At 32.3% G+C, this 14,270-nt stretch carries 16 protein-coding genes; all 16 read left to right on the forward strand.

Annotated features, from left to right (window positions below; genetic code table 11):
• Positions 1-3: 3 nt before the first annotated feature.
• The 16 genes from ACSIGE_RS09670 (at position 4) to atpA (ending at position 14,217) form a co-directional block, all read left to right on the forward strand.
• A complete protein-coding gene (locus ACSIGE_RS09670; RefSeq protein WP_440879671.1) occupies positions 4-705 on the forward strand; it encodes a CoA transferase subunit A in 702 nt (233 codons plus the stop codon).
• 111 nt (positions 706-816) lie between these two features.
• Entirely contained in the window at positions 817-1,470 is a 654-nt protein-coding gene (locus ACSIGE_RS09675) for a 3-oxoacid CoA-transferase subunit B (RefSeq protein WP_440879672.1), read from the forward strand.
• A gap of 26 nt (positions 1,471-1,496) precedes the next feature.
• Positions 1,497-2,261 (forward strand): exodeoxyribonuclease III, encoded by a 765-nt coding sequence (locus tag ACSIGE_RS09680; protein WP_440879673.1) that lies wholly within the window; start codon positions 1,497-1,499, stop codon positions 2,259-2,261.
• 66 nt (positions 2,262-2,327) lie between these two features.
• Entirely contained in the window at positions 2,328-3,692 is a 1,365-nt protein-coding gene (locus ACSIGE_RS09685) for a transglycosylase SLT domain-containing protein (RefSeq protein ID WP_440879674.1), read from the forward strand.
• Positions 3,693-3,808: 116 nt separating this feature from the next.
• A complete protein-coding gene (locus ACSIGE_RS09690) occupies positions 3,809-4,801 on the forward strand; it encodes a DUF4837 family protein (RefSeq protein WP_440879675.1) in 993 nt (330 codons plus the stop codon).
• 183 nt (positions 4,802-4,984) lie between these two features.
• Positions 4,985-5,839 (forward strand): helix-turn-helix domain-containing protein, encoded by an 855-nt coding sequence (locus ACSIGE_RS09695; RefSeq protein ID WP_440879676.1) that lies wholly within the window; start codon positions 4,985-4,987, stop codon positions 5,837-5,839.
• Between the two features lie 96 nt (positions 5,840-5,935).
• Positions 5,936-6,478 carry a cysteine hydrolase family protein gene (locus ACSIGE_RS09700; RefSeq protein ID WP_440879677.1) on the forward strand — a complete coding sequence of 181 codons (543 nt, stop codon included), beginning with the start codon at positions 5,936-5,938 and terminating at the stop codon, positions 6,476-6,478.
• Between the two features lie 236 nt (positions 6,479-6,714).
• Positions 6,715-8,952, forward strand: a complete 2,238-nt coding sequence (locus ACSIGE_RS09705) for a tetratricopeptide repeat protein (protein ID WP_440879678.1) — start codon at positions 6,715-6,717, stop codon at positions 8,950-8,952.
• A gap of 28 nt (positions 8,953-8,980) precedes the next feature.
• Entirely contained in the window at positions 8,981-9,388 is a 408-nt protein-coding gene (locus ACSIGE_RS09710) for a bactofilin family protein (protein ID WP_440879679.1), read from the forward strand.
• Positions 9,357-9,578, forward strand: a complete 222-nt coding sequence (locus ACSIGE_RS09715) for an AtpZ/AtpI family protein (RefSeq protein ID WP_440879680.1) — start codon at positions 9,357-9,359, stop codon at positions 9,576-9,578. The genes ACSIGE_RS09710 and ACSIGE_RS09715 overlap by 32 nt, the downstream gene beginning before the upstream one ends.
• A gap of 3 nt (positions 9,579-9,581) precedes the next feature.
• Positions 9,582-9,962 carry a DUF6168 family protein gene (locus ACSIGE_RS09720; protein ID WP_440879681.1) on the forward strand — a complete coding sequence of 127 codons (381 nt, stop codon included), beginning with the start codon at positions 9,582-9,584 and terminating at the stop codon, positions 9,960-9,962.
• A 129-nt stretch (positions 9,963-10,091) separates the two neighbouring features.
• Positions 10,092-11,207, forward strand: coding sequence for a F0F1 ATP synthase subunit A (atpB, locus tag ACSIGE_RS09725; protein WP_440879682.1), 1,116 nt, complete (start codon positions 10,092-10,094; stop codon positions 11,205-11,207).
• Between the two features lie 45 nt (positions 11,208-11,252).
• Entirely contained in the window at positions 11,253-11,441 is a 189-nt protein-coding gene (gene atpE, locus ACSIGE_RS09730; RefSeq protein WP_004569351.1) for an ATP synthase F0 subunit C, read from the forward strand.
• A gap of 108 nt (positions 11,442-11,549) precedes the next feature.
• Positions 11,550-12,050: a F0F1 ATP synthase subunit B gene (locus tag ACSIGE_RS09735; RefSeq protein ID WP_440879683.1), complete on the forward strand. Its 501-nt coding sequence runs from the start codon at positions 11,550-11,552 to the stop codon at positions 12,048-12,050.
• Between the two features lie 7 nt (positions 12,051-12,057).
• On the forward strand, positions 12,058-12,615 hold the full coding sequence (gene atpH / locus ACSIGE_RS09740) for an ATP synthase F1 subunit delta (RefSeq protein WP_440879684.1): 558 nt from the start codon (positions 12,058-12,060) through the stop codon (positions 12,613-12,615).
• Between the two features lie 21 nt (positions 12,616-12,636).
• Entirely contained in the window at positions 12,637-14,217 is a 1,581-nt protein-coding gene (gene atpA / locus ACSIGE_RS09745; protein ID WP_440879685.1) for a F0F1 ATP synthase subunit alpha, read from the forward strand.
• Positions 14,218-14,270 lie beyond the last annotated feature (53 nt).

A 14,270-nucleotide genomic window follows, 5' to 3' on the forward strand; every position in this document is an offset into this window, starting at 1 on the left:
TATATGATTAATAAAAAAGTAACAAATGTACAAGAGGCAGTTACTGGAGTTAAGAGTGGAATGACGTTAATGTTAGGTGGATTTGGTTTGTGTGGAATTCCTGAAAATGCTATTGCAGAATTGGTTCGGTTGGAGATAAAAGATCTTACTTGTATATCAAATAATGCAGGTATTGATAATTTCGGTTTGGGGCTGTTACTCCAACACCGCCAAATAAAAAAAATGATTTCATCTTATGTTGGAGAAAATGATGAGTTTGAGCGTCAAATGCTATCAGGTGAGTTAGAAGTAGAATTAACCCCTCAAGGTACGCTAGCAGAGAAATGTAGAGCAGCACAAGCAGGTTTTCCTGCTTTTTATACACCTGCTGGCTATGGAACTGAAGTAGCAGAAGGCAAGGAAGTAAGAGAATTCGATGGTAAAATGCATGTGCTAGAGCCGGCATTTAAAGCAGATTTCTCTTTCGTTAAGGCTTGGAAAGGAGATGCGGCAGGAAATCTTATTTTTAAAGGCACATCAAGGAATTTTAATCCAAATATGTGTGGTGCTGCAACAATAACAGTTGCAGAGGTTGAAGAACTAGTACCAGTAGGAGAGCTAGACCCTAACAATATACATATTCCTGGGATTTTTGTACAGCGTATTTTTCAAGGCGAAAAATATGAAAAAAGAATTGAGCAAAGAACCGTTCGTCAAAAGGTTTAATTCCTTTTGTACAGTAGTGAGTCAATAGTTTAGAAATCTATTGAGTCATTTTTGCATATTTTTTAAAAACAGACTATACACATACACATTATTAAATTGATACAATAGAAAATGTTAGATAAAAACGGAATCGCTAAACGTATAGCAAAAGAGGTGAAAAATGGTTACTACGTAAATTTAGGAATTGGTATTCCAACATTGGTAGCCAATTTTGTTCGAGATGATATTCAAGTTGAATTTCAAAGTGAAAATGGTGTTTTAGGAATGGGACCATTTCCTTTCGAAGGTGAAGAAGATGCTGATATAATAAATGCAGGAAAACAAACAATAACTACGCTTCCAGGGGCTAGTTTTTTTGACTCAGCAACCAGCTTTTCAATGATTCGTGGAAAGCACGTACACTTAACTATTTTAGGAGCCATGGAAGTGGCAGAAAATGGTGATATTGCTAACTGGAAAATTCCAGGTAAAATGGTAAAAGGAATGGGAGGAGCCATGGATTTAGTGGCAAGTGCTGAGAATATCATTGTAGCAATGATGCACACAAACAAACGAGGAGAATCAAAACTATTGAAAAGGTGTTCCTTACCATTGACAGGTGTGGGATGTGTAACAAAAATTGTTACGAATTTAGCCGTAATAGAGATAAAAAATAACGCTTTTCACTTACTGGAAAGAGCACCTGGGGTTTCTGTAGAAGAAATTAAAGCATCAACGGAAGGAACTTTAGTGGTACAAGGAGAAATACCTGAAATGGATATTTAAACATAAAAAGATTAGGAAGTTAATCGATGAAAATAATTTCATACAACGTAAACGGTATAAGAGCTGCAATAAAAAAAGGTTTTTTAGAGTGGCTTAAACAAGCGAATCCTGATGTGCTATGTATTCAAGAGACGAAGGCGCAACAAAATCAGTTAAATGCTAATGATTTTACTGAAGCAGGTTATCCGTTCCAATATTGGTTTTCAGCTCAGAAAAAAGGATATTCTGGCGTAGCAGTTTTCTGTAAAAACGAACCTAACCATGTGGAATATGGTACTGGGATAGAAAGTATGGATTTTGAAGGTAGGAACCTAAGAGTAGATTATGATGATGTTTCAATCATGAGTTTGTACTTACCTTCTGGAACAAATATTGATCGACTAAATTATAAGTTTACTTATATGAAGGAGTTTCAAGAGTACATCAATATTCTAAAAGAGAAGCATCCTAATATTATTATTTGCGGAGATTACAATATTTGTCACGAAGAAATAGATATTCATAATCCTAAGATGAAAGGCGTTTCTGGTTTTTTGCCAGAAGAGAGAGCTTGGATAGGAAATTTTATAGATAGTGGATTTATTGATAGTTTTAGGTATTTAAATAAAAATTCAGGTCATTATAGTTGGTGGAGTTATAGAGCAAACTCGCGAGCAAACAATAAGGGGTGGAGAATCGACTACTGCATGGTGTCAGATTTATTGGAAGATAAGATTAAAAGATCTTATATTTTACCGGAAGCAAAACATTCTGATCATTGTCCAGTTGTGGTCGAAATGAATATTAATTAAGTACGTTAAGAATAAAATGTAGTATTTCATTTATTCTAATAAATAATTTTTTAAAGAAACATATTTTTGAAAATTTTATTAAAGCTATTATTTTTCTATGGATCAGTGTTAATTGCACAGCAGCCAGTAGACTCTATTTTAAAGACAAAAGGAACTATAAAGCCTGATTCTGTTAAGTTAGTAGGAAAAAAAGACTTTTTTACTAACAGTGATCTAAAAAGAATTGATAGTCTTCTCGTTGAGGGTACCTTTAATTCTTCTTTATTCGATAGTATACAATACGTTATTAACGATAAGGATGTAAAGATTGAAGAAAATGTTATTCTGTCTAAAGAGTCGCTAATAGATAGATTAAAAAAACTAGATGAAAAAACACCGTTTAATTTATCATATAACCCAGCTCTAGAAAAAGTAATTAATAAATATCTGAAATATAGAAAAAAATATTACCCAGCTTTAATGGCTAAAGCAGAATATTATTTTCCAATGTTTGAGCAGTATCTTGATCAATACGACGTTCCAATTGAAATGAAATACTTATCAATTGTGGAGTCTGCCTTAAATCCTAAAGCTCGTTCATTTGCTGGAGCTACTGGTCTATGGCAATTTATGTATGGAACGGGTAGGCAGTTTGATTTGAAAGTAAGCTCTTATGTTGATGAGAGAAGAGACCCAATAAAATCAACGGTCGCAGCATGCAAATACTTAAATCAAATGTACAAAGTTTTTGGTGACTGGGATTTAGCTCTTGCAGCATATAACTCTGGCCCAGGAAATGTCTCAAAAGCGATAAAAAGATCAGGAGGGTATAAAAATTATTGGAATATTAGGCCATTCTTGCCTAGAGAGACAGCTGGTTACGTGCCAGCTTTTTATGCAACAATGTATATTTTTGAATATGCAAAAGAGCATAATTTATACCCTAAAACTCCAGAAATTTTTTATTTCGAAACAGATACCATAAAAGTAAAAGAAACAATTAGTTTTAAACAAATTTCACAAAAGGTAAATATAGATGAAGAATTACTTTCTTTTTTAAATCCAGAATACAAATTAGATATTGTTCCTTATGTTGAAGGCCGTAATTATTCCATAAGGTTACCTAAATTAAGAGTTATTGATTTTCTTGATAAGGAAGAGGAGATTTACAATTTGGCAAAGCAAGATGAAGCCAAACGGGAGAAGCCATTGCCACGTTACTTTGAAATGGATAAACGGATTGTATATCGAGTTAAAGGGGGAGATTATTTAGGTAAAATAGCAAATAAATTTGGAGTAAAAATTAGAGATCTGAAGGGGTGGAATGGGTTGAAAAAAAGTAATCTAAAAATTGGTCAACGATTATTCGTTTACCCAAAGCGAATAGTGGTCTCAAAACCAACTTCTAATAATCAAAAAAAGAATTTAAAAACAAAAATTAAATCTATTTAATTTTTAATGCTATTTATGTTGTATAATATAAAAAACAATCATTGTAGTTATTATTAATAATGGAATGATTTTTGATTTTAATTTGTAACCAAAAATAAACTTAAATACATAAAAGTATGAGAAAGTCATTGTCATTACTACTGTTATTGTTATTGATAATTTCCTGCAAACAAAGTTCAAAAAGTAGAGAGGTTATTTTACCCTCATCTTCAGGTAATACCAATAAGATTTTAGTAGTTTTAAAAGCTAATGATTGGGATGGTAAGGTAGGTGATGAAATTCGAGTTGTATTTGGAGAGCATCAGGTAGGATTGCCACAGCCAGAAACATTATTAAATGTAGGTCAAATAGACCCTGCTGGTTTTAAGGGGTTTATTAAGCATAGCAAGGCGATTTTAATTTGTAGAAAAGGAAAAGAAGAACAAATTTCAATAGAAAGAAATAAATACGCAGAGCCTCAAATAATTGTTTACGCTACAGCTAAAAATGAAAAAGATTTAGTAGGTTTGATAAGAAATAGAGGAAAAGAAATTATTAAAATTTTTCAAGAAGAAGATATCAAGTTTATTCAAAGTGTTTTTAAAAGCGAACGCATGGATGAGCGTAAATTTAAAACCATTCAAAACTTGAATGTTAAGGTTGATATACCTAAGAGATATAATTTAGTAGAAGATAAAGATGATTTTTTATGGCTTCGTCAGCACTTAAAAAGTGGTATTGCCAGAGGAGATGGTAGTAATAATATTTTAATATATAGTGTTCCTTATGAAAATGGATCTAATGTGGCAGATAATATTTCATCTATGAGAGATATGATTGGTGAAAAGTATATTCCAGGTGGAAAAGAAGGAATGTATATGATTACTGAACAGGCGTATACTCCGCATACAAATGAAATCGAGTTTGATGGCAGGAAAGCCTTTGAAACCAGAGGTAAATGGGAGGTTAAAAATGATTTCATGGCTGGACCATTTCTTAATTACACAATCATTGATGAAAAAAATAAAAGATTAGTGGTTTTTGAAGGATTTACATATGCACCGTCTGTAAACAAGAGAAATTTTGTTTTTGAACTTGAGGCAATTGCTAAAACATTAAAAATTAAATAATATTTTTATATTTCTTTTGGTGTATTTATAAGATGGGATTTAATTGTTGATAAAAATATAATTAAAAGTTAGTAAACTTTTATTAAAACTTGTTAATAAATTTAATTAGATATAATTATAATAAAAAAATAAACACCGTTAATTTTTCAAAATAGGCTTTCAATTTGACTTATCGATTATTTTATGTTTCAATTTCCAAAAGATCTCCAGAGTCATGTATCTTCAGTTCAAAGTTTAAGAAAAGAAGTTTTAGCACTACATGTAAAAGCAGACTCTATAAACAAATATAGTACAGTTCTTCAAACAACGCATTGCTTAGAAGTTGTTTTAGTTGGTCATCGAAATATAATAAGTTCAGTAGATAAAAGAATAATAACTAAAGGTGATGTACAGTTTAGAAAAAGAGCTAATTATATTTTTGAAACCTCATCTGACTATGAAGGAGTTTTATTCTTCTTTGAAAACATGTTTATTACTGATTTTCTTGAAGAGCATGTCATTATTCATTCAAAAAGAGAAACAAAAGAAGAGTTACCTCCTTTTACCTTTAGAGTGACTCCTTTCATAACCTATAATATAGAGGAAATAGTAAGTGTAATTAATAGTAAAAGAGAATATAGATCTTGCATTGTGAAGTTTTCGTTGCACCAAATTTTACTTCAAATACTTGATAGAAATAAAAATAATGTTTACGTAGAATACCTTAAATATCTGGTGAATAATCAGAAAATAAATTTACCTTACTATATGGAGAAGAATTTTACACAAGCCTTAAATATTGAAACGTTAGCAAAACAAACAGGAAGAAGTTTAAGTACCTTTAAAAAAGAATTCAAAGAGGAATTCAAAACAACACCTATGAAATGGCTAATTAATCGAAGGCTTAAGTATGCTAATTATTTAATCACCAAAACGACACGTACTGTTTCTGATATTGCATTCCATTGTGGTTTTGAGAATGTATCACACTTTTCGAAGTCATATAAAGCTAAATTTGGATTAAGTCCCGTAAACGAGAGAAATACTAGCACGATATAAAAACTTCACAGCAAAAACATATAACTTTACAGCAATGTATACATGCTAAAGAGTAGCTAATTTTGTTCCTATAAAAATCAGATAAAATTAGATAAAATGAAAACAGCTTTAGTTATTGTAGATTTACAGAACGATTATTTTCCTAATGGAGATTGGGAGCTTAAAGGAACAGAAAAAGCTGCAGGAAACGCAGCAAAACTTTTAAATTATGCTAGAAAAAAAAATATGCCTGTTGTGCATGTTAGACATGAGTTTCCAAACAACGATGCTCCTTTTTTTAAGCCAAATTCTAAAGGTGCTGAAATTCATGCAAGTGTGATAAATCAAGAAGGAGAGCCAGTTGTCTTAAAACAAGAAATAAATAGTTTTAAGAATACCAATCTAAAAGAAATTTTAGATGAAAATAATATAGAAAATTTATGGATATGTGGTGCAATGAGTCATATGTGTATTGACGCTGTAACAAGAGCAGCTAGTGATTTTGGATATAATTGTACTGTCGCTCATGATGCGTGTGCAACCCTAGATTTAACATTTAATGGAGTTACTGTTCCAGCCGAGCAAGTGCATGCTGCATACATGGCTGCATTACAATTTGCCTATGCAAAAGTTTTAGCTACTGAAGAAATTATAGGATAATAAACATGCTTAAAAAGCAGGATGGTTATAAAAAAATAATCCTGCTTTTTATCAAGTAAACATATAAAATATAGTATGTCAAAAGTGTTTTTAAAATCATTCTGACTGTCGTAATTTCGATATTTTTTTTATTTCAATTTTAAAAATGCAGAATTTTTCCTTTTTATTACTAATTTTACGCATTTACGTACAATAACTTAGCAGTATAATTGTTGTACAATATATGCGTATTTTTTATGAAAAAACTATCCAAAATATTCGTTTTCAGTATTGTTTTACTTTACGTATGCTCATGTGGCACGAAGAAAAATACCCTTATAAATCGTAAATTTCATTCGTTAACAACAAAATATAACGTGTTGTTTAATGGTGAGCAGGCATTTTTAAAAGGTTTAAAAGAAATAGAAGAAAAGCATCAAGATAATTTTTGGAGACGGTTGCCAATTGAGCCAATAACTTTTAATGAGAATGTTATTGAAGCACCGCTATTTAAACCTGGTGTAGGATTCGATGATTCTGAAGAAGAAGAAGAAATAAAGCCGTTATCACACTTTGATAAAGCAGAGGAGAAAGCAGTAAAGGCAGTTCAGAAGCATTCAATGAATATAAATGGGATAGAAAGAAATAACAAAATTGATGAAGCTTATTTGCTTTTGGGAAAAGCACGATATTATACACAACGATTTATACCAGCTGTAGAAGCTTTAAATTATGTGATTTCCAATTATCCCAAAGCAAGTTTAATATACGATACCAAAATATGGAGGGCGAAGGCAAACATTAGGTTAGATAATGAAAAGTTAGCGATTGAGACTTTAAACTTGTTAATAGAATTAGATAAAAATGAAAAAAGCTTATCAGATTCACAAAGGGAACGTGCACATACAGCAATGGCGATGGCTTATGAAAAAACAGATACGATACAAAAGGTAATTAAGCACTTAACACTTGCCTCAAAAACATTTAAAAATAAAGAACAATCGGCACGAAATATGTTTATTCTAGGACAAATATATGCAGAATTAGATAGGCGTGATTCTGCTCGTATCGTTTTTAAAAAATTAGCTGATACAAAAAGGGCTTCAAGAAAATATAGAGTAAGAGCTGGTATTGAATTAGCCAAAAATACGGATAATGATTCTTCTTCAGTAGTAGTGTTAGGTAGGTTGAAGAAACTAGTTAAAAATACAGATAATCGTAAATTTTTGAATGCTTTGTATTACCAGTTAGGAGTACTTGAAGTTGGAAGAAATAAAATTGATAACGCTGTTGATTATTTTAATAAATCATTGAAAGCTAAAACAAATACTGATTATCAGAAAACATATGCATATGAGCAATTAGGAAACATTGCTTTTAATAAGCAAAAATATGTTTTAGCTGGGACTTATTATGACAGCTTACTAGTTGCGACACCAAAAGAGTTTGAGCAAGAAAAGAGAATTAGAAGAATTCGTAGAAAAAATAAAGGACTAACAACTTTAAGAAAGCACGAAGAAACGATAAAAGTGAATGATAGCATTCTAAAATTGGTTGCAATGAGTCCAGATCAAAGAAAGGTTTTCTTTGAAGAATATATAGAAAGAATTAAGAAAGAAGATGAGGAAAAAAGACAACAATTATTGAATTCTCAGAATTTCGGAAGTTCTTTTGGTGGAGGTTCATTTATTGGTGACATTTCTGAACAAGGGAAATGGTATTTTTATAACGATCAAACAATAGCATTTGGTAAAGCTGAATTTGAAAGAGTATGGGGAAACCGCCCTTTGGAAGATAATTGGAGATTATCAGAAAAAGAAGGAGGTTTAATAGTAGAGAACGAGCTAATAGCTTCAGAAGAAGAGGAAAAAGAAAACCCAAAATATGTCCTTGGTACTTATTTAGATGCATTACCAAAAGAGAAAGAAGAAATAATAGTTTTAAAGAAAGATAGAAATGAGGCATTATATCAACTGGGCTTAATTTATAAAGAGCAATTTAAAGATTACGAGTTAGCTTCTTCAAAATTCGATAGATTATTAAATATCAAAAGCCACGAACAGTCTGACTTAGCTATAAACTATCATTTATACCAAGTTTATACCAATGCTGATAATCAGGAAAAAGCAAATAAACATAAAAAAGTAGTGCTAAATCAATATCCAGATAGTAAATTTGCCCAAATTATAAGGAAGCCTAATGTAAAGCTGGTAGAGGAAAAGAAAATAGATGAGGTTCTTAATAGATATAAAGAAATATACGTTATTTATAAGTTAAATAAATTTGATGAAGCTCTAGTAGAAATTGATAAGTTTGAGCCTAGAGTTAAAAATTCAAATTTAATTCCTAAATTAGCTTTATTGAAAGCTCTGTGCATAGGGAAAGTTGATGATAAAGCAAGCTATAAAAAGGCGCTTGAGTTTGTTTCCTTGAGTTATGCAAATACCGATGCTGGTAAAAAAGCAGAGGAAATATTGAAACAGTTAATTGAATAAAATTTTTTTTTGTAAAGCCCCCGTGTAAATGTTCAGTAAAGACAGTAAAAAACCAGGAGAGAGAGTAGTTTCAGAAAGAAACGTAATTGGAGGAAACACTAAAATTGTAGGAGAAATTGTATCCGAAGGTGACTTTAGGATCGACGGAACACTAGAAGGTAATATAAAAACTAACGGTAGAATAATTATTGGAGAAGCAGGCTTAGTTAAAGGAAAGGCAGAGTGCACCAATGCAGATGTAGAAGGTAAGTTTGCAGGAGATTTACAGGTTTCAAATGTTTTAACCGTAAAAGCCACAGCAAATATTACAGGTGAAGTTATAATTGGGAAGTTATCCGTAGAGCCAGGAGCAACTTTTAATGCGACTTGTTCTATGAAAGGGGCTGTTAAAGAGCTAAAGAAAAATGAACAAAAAAAGACCGAAAAATCAGCTTAATAAATATGTTCGTTTCTCTGGTATAGCATTTCAAATGGGTTTGACTATCTACTTAGGAAGTGTTTTAGGGAAGTGGTTAGATGTTACTTTGGCAACCAATGATGGTCTTTTTATGAAAATTTGTACCCTTTTTGCTGTTTTTGGTGCTATGTTCGCTGTTATACGTCAAGTAAGTAATTTATCTAAATAAAAAATGATTAAGCGTATTTTACTTTTTTTTGTTGTTATATGTGTGACTTTTATAGCTAGTTATTTTTTTCATTTTTCTGTTTTGGAAAATAAAGACTTACAACTTTCATTTTCATTACAAAGGGTGTATTTTTTTTATGCAATTTCAGCGGTTTTAATATATTTAATAGTCACCGTCATTTCTGAAAAAACACCAAACCAGGCGGGTTATGGATACCTAGCGTTGATGTTTGTGAAAATTGGTTTTTTTTTAATACTATTTAAAAGCACAGTTTTTTCAGAAATTCCAATTGATAAGCCAGAAAAAATATCTTTAGTAATACCTTTCCTGTTGTTTCTTTCTCTGGAAACTATTTTTATCGCAAAGCTCTTGAATAACAAATAGTTTTTCTATTACTAGTAGATTCAATATCCTTTAAAAAACTAAACAAAAAAAGGGTTTGTAGTTCTAATTTATTGTGTACCTTTGCACCGAAATTTAGAGACCAAGTAAATCTATATTTAGCAAGGCATTATGATAGCAAACAAACCTATCTTTTATTTAACGATAATAGCATTAGTATTTAGTTCATTCACAGCGTTCGCTAGTGGAGAAGAAACTTCAAGTAAAGAGGGGCAAATCAACACTCCTGAAGGTATTAAAGAATATATAAAACATCATTTAGCGGATTCTCATGATTTCGCTTTGTATTCGTATACTAATGATGTTGGTGAGCGAAAGCATGTAGGTTTTCCATTACCTGTTATAGTTTGGACAAGTAAAGGTTTGAAGTCTTTTATGTCTTCGGCATTTCATCATAATGATGATGGGCATGTAATTGTGGATAAAGGAAACGTGAAATTAGTGAAGATTCATAGCAAAATTTATGAATTAAACGAAGGCGCGGATGAAGTTGTTTTTGATGCGTCTCATCATGCGACAAACGCTCATAAAGTGCTTGATTTTTCGATTACTAAAAGTGTTTTTGGGATGTTGCTTGCAGGTCTTTTAATGTTTTTAGGGTTTAGGTCTTTAGCGAATGGATACAAAAAAGAAGCTATTCCAACAGGTGTTGGTCGTGTTCTAGAACCGTTGGTTTTGTATGTTAGAGATGAAATAGCAAGACCTAATATCGGAGAAAAAAAATATCGTAAGTTCATGGGGTTCCTTTTGACAGTGTTTTTCTTTATTTGGATTTTAAACTTATTAGGTTTAACCCCGTTAGGGTTTAATGTTACAGGGCAGATTGCTGTTACAGTTTGTTTGGCATTATTTACTTTTTTTATAGTACAATTTAGCGGTAATAAAGATTACTGGAAGCATATATTTTGGATGCCTGGAGTGCCAGTGCCAATGAAAATAATTTTAGCGCCAATTGAGGTGCTGGGAATGTTTACAAAACCATTTTCTTTATTGATTCGTTTGTTTGCAAATATGACAGCAGGTCACTTTGTAGTAATGAGCTTAATTGCCTTAATGATTACATTGAAGAATCAGTTTGGAGTTTTTGGGTCAACAGGAATGTCATTGTTATTAGCTTTGTTTATTTCTGTGATTGAAATACTGGTAGCGTTTTTACAGGCATTTATTTTTACAATGTTATCATCATTATTCATTGGGATGGCTGTTGAAGAACACGAACATCATTAAAAATAGAAATTAAGAATTTGTTTAATTATATATAAATCAATTAGTATGTACAATTTAATTGGAGCAGGATTAATCGTAATAGGTGGAGGAATCGGATTAGGTCAAATTGGAGGTAAAGCAATGGAAGGTATTGCTCGTCAACCTGAGGCTGCTGGTAAAATCCAAACTGCGATGATCATCATCGGGGCATTATTAGAAGGTTTGGCATTTGGTGCATTAATCTTAGGGAAATAATTCCGGAGAAATTAAAAAAATAAAAACATTTACCTGTAACGGTTGGTTGCAGGAAATGTTTTTAGTTAGAATTAAACAAAATTATTAAAGAATAAATTACATAATATAATGGATCAGTTATTAAATGATTTTTCACCGGGGTTGTTTTTCATGCAAGCATTAATCTTAGTAGTTATACTTTTTTTAATGATCAAGTTTGCTTGGAAGCCAATAATGAATGCGCTTACAGAACGTGAAGAAGGTATTCAAAACGCATTAGACGCTGCAGATGCAGCAAAAAAAGAAATGCAAAACTTGCAGGCTGATAATGATAGATTACTTAAAGAAGCAAGAGCTGAAAGAGATGCAATGTTAAAAGAAGCGCGTGAAATTAAAGATAAAATTGTTGCAGATGCAAAAGAGGAAGCAACAGAGCAAGCTTCTCAATTAATTGAAAATGCAAAGTCTTCAATAGAACAAGAAAAACAAGCTGCCTTAGCTCATGTCAAACAACAAGTAGCTGAATTATCGATTGGTATTGCAGAAACTGTCGTAAGAAAAGAATTAGCTTCACAAGATGATCAATTAAAGCTTGTTGAAGGAATGTTAGAAGAAGTTACTTTAAACTAATCATTCAATGAAAGGAGCAAGACCAGCATTACGTTATGCAAAAGCACTCTTAAATCTAGCAACTGACGCGGGGAATGAAACAGAGGTTAACAACAATATGAAGTTAATCGCTGATACAATTGCTGAAAGTAGCGAGTTAGATGCAATGCTAAAAAGTCCAGTAATAAAAGCAGCTGATAAGCGAAAAGTTTTGACTGCGCTTTTTGGAGATAAAGTAAATAACATTTTGAAAGGATTGTTTAATATATTGGAAGAGAACAAGCGTATGGTTATGCTTGAGCCAATAGCAAAGCAATATGCTGTTATTTATGATTACCACAAAAGCATGCAAGTAGCAAAGGTGACTACAGCAGTGCCTTTGAATAAAGAATTAGAACAAAGAATCTTGGCTAAAATTGTTGAAATAACAGGAAACCAAGCAAATATTGAAAATATAGTAAATCCAGACATTGTAGGAGGATTTATTTTAAGAGTTGGTGATGTACAGTATGATGCTAGCATTTCAAACCAATTCAAGGAATTAAGGAGAGAATTTGACAATAGTCATTATATTCCAAAAATTTAATTTTACATCAAAAGATATAAAATGGCAGCAATTAAACCAGCTGAAGTATCAGCAATTTTAAAGGAGCAATTAACAAATTTCGAAGCGAAAGCTACGTTAAATGAAGTTGGAACCGTATTACAAGTGGGTGATGGTATTGCTCGTGTGTATGGTTTGTCTAATGTACAATACGGTGAGCTAGTTGAGTTTGATAACGGTTTAGAAGGAATCGTGTTAAACTTAGAGGAAGATAATGTAGGTGTTGTTTTGTTAGGTCCTTCAACAGGTGTTAGTGAGGGTTCAACAGTAAAGCGTACTGAAAGAATCGCTTCTTTAAAAGTAGGAGAAGGAATAGTTGGGCGTGTTGTAGATACATTAGGTAACCCAATTGATGGTAAAGGCCCTATTAAAGGCGAAACCTATGAAATGCCTTTAGAGCGTCGTGCTCCTGGGGTAATTTATAGAGAACCTGTAACAGAACCAATGCAAACTGGAGTTAAGTCTGTAGATGCTATGATTCCTATCGGACGTGGTCAGCGTGAATTAATTATTGGTGACCGTCAAACTGGAAAGTCAACAGTTGCTATCGATACTATCTTAAATCAGAAAGAGTTTTACGATGCAGGACAGCCAGTTTACTGTATTTATGTAGCTGTAGGTCAAAAAGCTTCTACGGTAGCTGCTATTGCAAATATGTTAGAAGAAAAGGGAGCTTTAGCATACACTACTATAGTAGCTGCAAATGCATCTGATCCTGCTCCTATGCAGGTATATGCTCCATTTGCGGGTGCTGCAATTGGAGAATATTTCCGTGATACTGGTAGACCAGCTTTAATTGTTTATGATGATTTGTCTAAACAAGCTGTAGCTTACCGTGAGGTGTCTTTATTATTACGTCGTCCACCAGGGCGTGAGGCGTATCCTGGAGACGTTTTCTATTTACACTCAAGATTATTAGAACGTGCTGCAAAAGTAATCAATGATGATGCGATTGCTGCTGAAATGAACGATTTACCAGCTTCATTAAAAGGTAAAGTAAAAGGTGGAGGATCTTTAACTGCATTACCAATTATTGAAACACAGGCTGGAGACGTTTCTGCGTATATTCCAACAAACGTAATTTCGATTACTGATGGACAGATCTTCTTAGAGTCTGATTTATTTAACTCAGGGGTTCGTCCTGCAATTAATGTAGGTATTTCTGTATCACGTGTAGGAGGTTCTGCTCAGATTAAATCAATGAAGAAAGTATCTGGTACATTAAAGTTAGATCAAGCTCAATATCGCGAATTAGAAGCATTCGCTAAGTTTGGTTCTGATTTAGATGCCGCTACTTTAAATGTAATTGAAAAAGGTAAGCGTAATGTTGAAATTTTAAAGCAAAATCAAGGTGATCCTTTTACTGTTGAAGATCAGGTGGCAATCATCTATGCTGGGTCTAAGAACTTATTAAAAGATGTTCCAGTAAACAAAGTAAAAGAATTCGAAAGCGATTACATAGAGTATTTAAATGCAAAGCATAGAGGTACATTAGATACATTAAAAGCTGGTAAATTAACAGATGAAGTAATTGATACTTTAACTGCGGCAGCTAAAGAGATTTCAGCTAAATTTTCAGCTTAATTAAAGATTTTAGTGTTGAGTATTGAGATGATATTTCTCAATACTCAATGCTC

This window comes from Tenacibaculum profundi (genome assembly GCF_052050075.1).
In the GTDB taxonomy this organism is placed as follows: Bacteria; Bacteroidota; Bacteroidia; order Flavobacteriales; family Flavobacteriaceae; genus Polaribacter.

Bases quoted from the DNA above. Each gene is read 5' to 3' on its own strand.
- ACSIGE_RS09670 (WP_440879671.1), top strand. From the start codon at position 4: ATGATTAATAAAAAAGTAACAAATGTACAAGAGGCAGTTACTGGAGTT.
- ACSIGE_RS09675 (WP_440879672.1), top strand. From the start codon at position 817: ATGTTAGATAAAAACGGAATCGCTAAACGTATAGCAAAAGAGGTGAAA.
- ACSIGE_RS09680 (WP_440879673.1), top strand. From the start codon at position 1,497: ATGAAAATAATTTCATACAACGTAAACGGTATAAGAGCTGCAATAAAA.
- ACSIGE_RS09690 (WP_440879675.1), top strand. From the start codon at position 3,809: ATGAGAAAGTCATTGTCATTACTACTGTTATTGTTATTGATAATTTCC.
- ACSIGE_RS09695 (WP_440879676.1), top strand. From the start codon at position 4,985: ATGTTTCAATTTCCAAAAGATCTCCAGAGTCATGTATCTTCAGTTCAA.
- ACSIGE_RS09700 (WP_440879677.1), top strand. From the start codon at position 5,936: ATGAAAACAGCTTTAGTTATTGTAGATTTACAGAACGATTATTTTCCT.
- ACSIGE_RS09705 (WP_440879678.1), top strand. From the start codon at position 6,715: ATGAAAAAACTATCCAAAATATTCGTTTTCAGTATTGTTTTACTTTAC.
- ACSIGE_RS09710 (WP_440879679.1), top strand. From the start codon at position 8,981: ATGTTCAGTAAAGACAGTAAAAAACCAGGAGAGAGAGTAGTTTCAGAA.
- ACSIGE_RS09715 (WP_440879680.1), top strand. From the start codon at position 9,357: ATGAACAAAAAAAGACCGAAAAATCAGCTTAATAAATATGTTCGTTTC.
- ACSIGE_RS09720 (WP_440879681.1), top strand. From the start codon at position 9,582: ATGATTAAGCGTATTTTACTTTTTTTTGTTGTTATATGTGTGACTTTT.
- atpB (WP_440879682.1), top strand. From the start codon at position 10,092: ATGATAGCAAACAAACCTATCTTTTATTTAACGATAATAGCATTAGTA.
- atpE (WP_004569351.1), top strand. From the start codon at position 11,253: ATGTACAATTTAATTGGAGCAGGATTAATCGTAATAGGTGGAGGAATC.
- ACSIGE_RS09735 (WP_440879683.1), top strand. From the start codon at position 11,550: ATGGATCAGTTATTAAATGATTTTTCACCGGGGTTGTTTTTCATGCAA.
- atpH (WP_440879684.1), top strand. From the start codon at position 12,058: ATGAAAGGAGCAAGACCAGCATTACGTTATGCAAAAGCACTCTTAAAT.
- atpA (WP_440879685.1), top strand. From the start codon at position 12,637: ATGGCAGCAATTAAACCAGCTGAAGTATCAGCAATTTTAAAGGAGCAA.